This window comes from Nocardia sp. NPDC004604, from assembly GCF_040609795.1.
GTDB lineage: Bacteria > Actinomycetota > Actinomycetes > Mycobacteriales > Mycobacteriaceae > Nocardia.
Map to the genome: position 1 here is coordinate 1 of NZ_JBEXLC010000282.1, position 4316 is coordinate 4316.

The 4316-nt window shown below is 64.3% G+C and carries 5 protein-coding genes; 3 read left to right on the top strand and 2 right to left on the bottom strand.

Annotated elements, in window-relative coordinates; translation table 11 throughout:
- Positions 1–223: 223 nt before the first annotated feature.
- Complete coding sequence (locus ABZW16_RS43160; protein ID WP_354961956.1) at positions 224–670, bottom strand: nitroreductase/quinone reductase family protein; 447 nt, start codon at positions 668–670, stop codon at positions 224–226.
- Positions 671–1118: 448 nt separating this feature from the next.
- Between ABZW16_RS43160 and ABZW16_RS43165 the strand changes: the two genes are divergently transcribed.
- Genes ABZW16_RS43165 through ABZW16_RS43175 form a run of 3 tightly spaced genes read left to right on the top strand, consistent with a single transcriptional unit; the run spans position 1119 to position 3140 of the window.
- Positions 1119–2045 carry an ABC transporter ATP-binding protein gene (locus ABZW16_RS43165; RefSeq protein WP_354961957.1) on the top strand — a complete coding sequence of 309 codons (927 nt, stop codon included), beginning with the start codon at positions 1119–1121 and terminating at the stop codon, positions 2043–2045.
- Positions 2042–2893: an ABC transporter permease gene (locus tag ABZW16_RS43170; protein ID WP_354961958.1), complete on the top strand. Its 852-nt coding sequence runs from the start codon at positions 2042–2044 to the stop codon at positions 2891–2893. Before ABZW16_RS43165 ends, ABZW16_RS43170 begins: the two co-directional genes overlap by 4 nt.
- Entirely contained in the window at positions 2883–3140 is a 258-nt protein-coding gene (locus tag ABZW16_RS43175; protein ID WP_354961959.1) for a helix-turn-helix transcriptional regulator, read from the top strand. Before ABZW16_RS43170 ends, ABZW16_RS43175 begins: the two co-directional genes overlap by 11 nt.
- 201 nt (positions 3141–3341) lie before the next feature.
- Here the strand turns inward: ABZW16_RS43175 and ABZW16_RS43180 are convergent, their stop codons facing one another.
- Complete coding sequence (locus tag ABZW16_RS43180) at positions 3342–4223, bottom strand: NAD(P)-binding domain-containing protein (RefSeq protein WP_354961960.1); 882 nt, start codon at positions 4221–4223, stop codon at positions 3342–3344.
- Positions 4224–4316 lie beyond the last annotated feature (93 nt).

Here is a 4316-nt window from a genome sequence, read left to right on the forward strand (position 1 = left end):
CGGATCCGAACCACCCTCACCCTGCACCCCACCATCCTCGTTGACCCGCCCCTACGGGCCGGGTCAACACACCGAGTTATTCAGCAGTCTCCTAGGCGGCGGTTGCGCCGGATCAGCTCGACCGACCGCCAAGCGGCATAGCCCCCCGCAACGCCGCATTCCGCGCACCCGGCGTCACGCCAACCATTGACCGCTTCGAGTTCGACCGAATTGCGCTGTCGCACTACGCAAGCCGGAAAACCGGGAACCCAGGCGCGATCTCGGCCAGCTGCGCATCGCTGGCATCCTTGGTAACCCCCTCGAAGAACTTCCCCACCTCCCACCCCCACTTCTGCAGGTACAGCCGCAACAACGGCACCTTGTCCGCATCCGCCACCTCGGTCGCGGCAAATGCCTCAACCTTGCGCCCCAGCCGCAACTCACCACCCCCCGCAACCCGCAAATTCCGCACCCACTGCGTATGCCCCCGCGGCGCAACCAGATACCGAGTGCCATCGCTATCGGTCAACAGATTCACCATCGTCGTCCGCCACTCCCCACTCTTACGCCCCCGCACAGCCAACAACCGCGACCCCATAACGCTGATCCCAAGCCGAGGCAGCCAGTTGGCAACCCGATTCATGATCGGATCAAGCCCACTGGGACCAATGTAACGAGTCCTGGCATCCATCGTTCTCTCCTATTCGTGAGCACTGCTCTCTGTTGAGATCAGTGTTCCACGCCCCCCCACCCCAAGTCAAGAGCACCGCTCTCTCCTTCCCTGAAACTCACGAGAATGCGCTCATGGAGGGGTGTTCTCGACGTTTGCCTGCACCAGCGCATGGTGATCACTTGTCCAGGCCCGGGGGGTTAGGGGTGGGGAGGGGGTTTCGATTTCGGGGAGGGTTTGAGGTTGGAGAGGATGGCGGGCCAGCCGGTGCTGATGCCTTCGAGGGTTTGGCCCTAGGGGTGGAGCCGTTGTAGATGACGGTCAGTTTTGCGAGATCGGTTGCGGCGGGAGCGAGTTCGAAGGTGATATTCGAGCGAAGCTCGCGTGCCGACGATTGAAAACAGCATTGTCGTTGCGAGATGTAGTAGGTATGCTACGAATCATCCCGATCTCACAACGGGAGGATGAGATGACTCTGGGTGACGGCGTCGCGCTCGACGTCGAGAAGCTGCGCATGCGATACGGCACGACCGACGTCCTGCACAATGTGACGTTCCAAGCGCGACCGGGCGAGGTGCTGGTACTGCTCGGACCGAATGGCGCGGGCAAGACCACCACCATCGAAATTCTGGAGGGCTTCCGCATGCGCTCCGCGGGCCGCGTCGAGGTGCTCGGCACGGATCCCGCACGCGGTGACGAAGCCTGGCGGGCCCGGCTCGGCGTGGTCCTGCAGTCATGGCGCGACCATGCGAAATGGCGTGTGCGTGAACTACTTTCGCATCTCGGCACCTACTACGTGCCGTACCGCACCGATACGATCCAACGGCCCTGGGACACCGACGAACTCATCGCCGCCGTCGGTCTCACCGAACAGGCGAACAGTAAGATCGGATCGCTGTCCGGCGGACAGCGTCGCCGCTTGGATGTCGCTATCGGCATCGTCGGCCGTCCCGAACTGCTGTTCCTCGATGAGCCGACCGCGGGCTTCGATCCACAGGCCCGACGCGAATTCCACGATCTGGTCCATAAACTCGCCGATGACCGGACCACCATCCTGCTCACCACCCACGATCTCGACGAGGCCGAGAAGCTCGCCGACCGCATCATGATCCTGGCCGGTGGCCGGATCATCGCCGATGGCTCGGCCGACGAATTATCGCGTCGCATCGCGGGTGAGGCCGAAATCCGGTGGACCCACAACGGACAGCGATTCGTGCACACCACCACCGAGTCGACCAAATTCGTCTACGAGCTGTTCGGGCAGCACGGCGAGGAGATAGGCGAACTGGAGGTGCGACGCGCCTCGCTCGAGGACACCTACATGAAGCTCGTGCAGCAATACGAATCCGGCAGGCTCGACACCGAGATCCATTCACTGGAGGAGGTCGCGCGATGAATCCGATCGACGCCGCGGTCCGGGCCGGAACCCGGCGCGGACTGATCGAGTTGCGGCAAATGCTCACCACTCCCCAGGACCTGTGGAGCATGCTGTTCTGGCCGGTCGCCATGATCGTCGTGCTGTTCTTCATGCGCGATGCGAAATTCCAGGCGAGCGGCCTCGGGCTCGGATCACTGGCCCTGCCGAGCATCCTCGGCATGCTCGTTGCCTTCAATGGCATGTTCGGCATCGCCCAGGCGCTCACCATGGAGCGCGAGGACGGAACACTGTTGCGCGCCAAGGCGACACCGAACGGCATGGTGGGTTATCTGATCGGCAAGATCGTTACGACCGCGGGTTGGGTGGTCGTCCCGTTCCTGGTGATATTGATACCCGGGCTCTTCCTGGTCGACGGCACCGCGATGGACAGCGTCGGCTCCTGGCTGAGCCTGATCGGCATTGTCGCGCTCGGCATGATCGCGACAATGCCGGCCGGCGCGGTGCTCGGATCGCTGTTCAGCAATCCCCGCAATATCGGGTTCCTCTCGATGCCGGTCATGGGCATTGTCAGCATCTCCGGCATCTTCTACCCGATCACCTCGATGCCGGGCTGGCTACAAGGCATCGCGCAGGTGTTCCCGGTCTACTGGGTCGGCATCGGCATGCGCGCGGCGATGCTGCCCGGCGATGCGGTCGCCATCGAACTCGGCCACTCCTGGCGGCATCTGGAAACCATTGCCGTGCTCGGCGTTTGGGCGGTGGCCGGGTTGCTGCTGGCCCCGGCGGTGCTGCGTAGGATGGCACGCCGCGAGTCCGGGTCGAGCGTGGCGGCGCGCCGCGAGAGGGCGATTCAGCGTGCCTACTGAGGTCATCTACAACCGCATCGCAATGTTGCGGGCCGAGCGCGGCATCTCCCGGCGGGAGTTGGCCGAGGCGCTCGGCGTGCACTATCAGACGATCGGTTACCTCGAGCGCGGCGAATACAGTCCGAGCCTGCATCTCGCATTGCGGATCGCGGCGTATTTCGAAGTGGCGGTGGAGGTTATCTTCTCCACCAGCCCGTTCCCTCGACTCGGTTCCACCGCCGAATCGGCGCGGGTCGTCGGCGATTAGCCCGACGGTTCGCGAACTCGGCTCGCCTGATCACCTTGATCAGACCAGGCGGAATCGGGAAAACGCGACTTGCCACCGAGACCGTCCGCCGATTCCGCAAGACACGGCAGACACCGGTCTACTGGGTGCGGCTGGCACGGCTGCTCGAGGAGTCCGATACGACCGTGGTCGAGGACGAACTCGGCTCGAGGGCACCGAGATTCAGTCCCGCGGACCGACGAACAGCTGGTACACCGGAACCGCCTTGCCCGCCTGCTCGCTGGCCGCGATGGCACGCCGCCACAGCCCCTGCGACGCGTGCGAGAGTGTCGCGTCGACGCCGACCTCCTCGCTGGCCTCGATAATGTGCTGCGCCCCAGCGTCCATCATCTTCAGGCTGGCCAGGGTGCCCCAGCCGCCCGCCTTCGCCGCGGTCGCGAAATCCTCGATGAAGTACGGGTAAGCAGCGGCCGAGCGCAGCGCGAAGGGCAGGAACTGGTCGATGCTGTGACCGGACTTCTCGATCACCGCGAGCGCCTGATCGAAGGCGAGCATCCACGGATGGAAAATGATCAGTCCGGCCTGGTAGAAGACCTGCGCGAGCCCGTCGTCCACACCGAGGTATTCCGGTGGGCTCAGCGGACGCAGCAGTTCGGCGTGCGCGTCGAAGACCTGCTGGGGACCGCTGTAGAAGATGAACGACGCCGGATGCGCGATATTGTCCCCCGCCGACATGACGCCGCCGGAGATGAACTCCGCACCGTGCTCGCGCACCCAGGCCGCACCCTTGCGGGCCTTTTCCGGAGAATCCGAGGACAGATTCGCGATCACCTTGCCCTGCAGGTGGTCGGTTGCTTGGCCGAGCACGTCGTACATGGCGGCGTAGTGGGTGAGGCTGAGCACGCTCACCGCATTGGCGTCCAGCGCCTCGGCGACCGTGGCGGCCCGCTTCGCGCCGAGTCCGACCATGGCATCGACCTTGTCGGTGCTGCGGTTCCACGCCGTCACCTCGATACCGGCAGCCAGGAAGGCCCGGACCATGGCCTGGCCCATCGGCCCGAGGCCGAGGACGGAGACGGATCCAGCGGTGGTCTGTTCGGACATTGTGTGTCCCTTCGGTTCTCGTTCGATCGGTCGGCTGACCCTTTCGAGCGACCTGCAAGCAGTCGCTACGGCTGACCCTTTCGAGCGACCTGC

Bases quoted from the DNA above. Each gene is read 5' to 3' on its own strand.
- ABZW16_RS43160 (WP_354961956.1), bottom strand. From the start codon at position 670: ATGGATGCCAGGACTCGTTACATTGGTCCCAGTGGGCTTGATCCGATC.
- ABZW16_RS43165 (WP_354961957.1), top strand. From the start codon at position 1,119: ATGACTCTGGGTGACGGCGTCGCGCTCGACGTCGAGAAGCTGCGCATG.
- ABZW16_RS43170 (WP_354961958.1), top strand. From the start codon at position 2,042: ATGAATCCGATCGACGCCGCGGTCCGGGCCGGAACCCGGCGCGGACTG.
- ABZW16_RS43180 (WP_354961960.1), bottom strand. From the start codon at position 4,223: ATGTCCGAACAGACCACCGCTGGATCCGTCTCCGTCCTCGGCCTCGGG.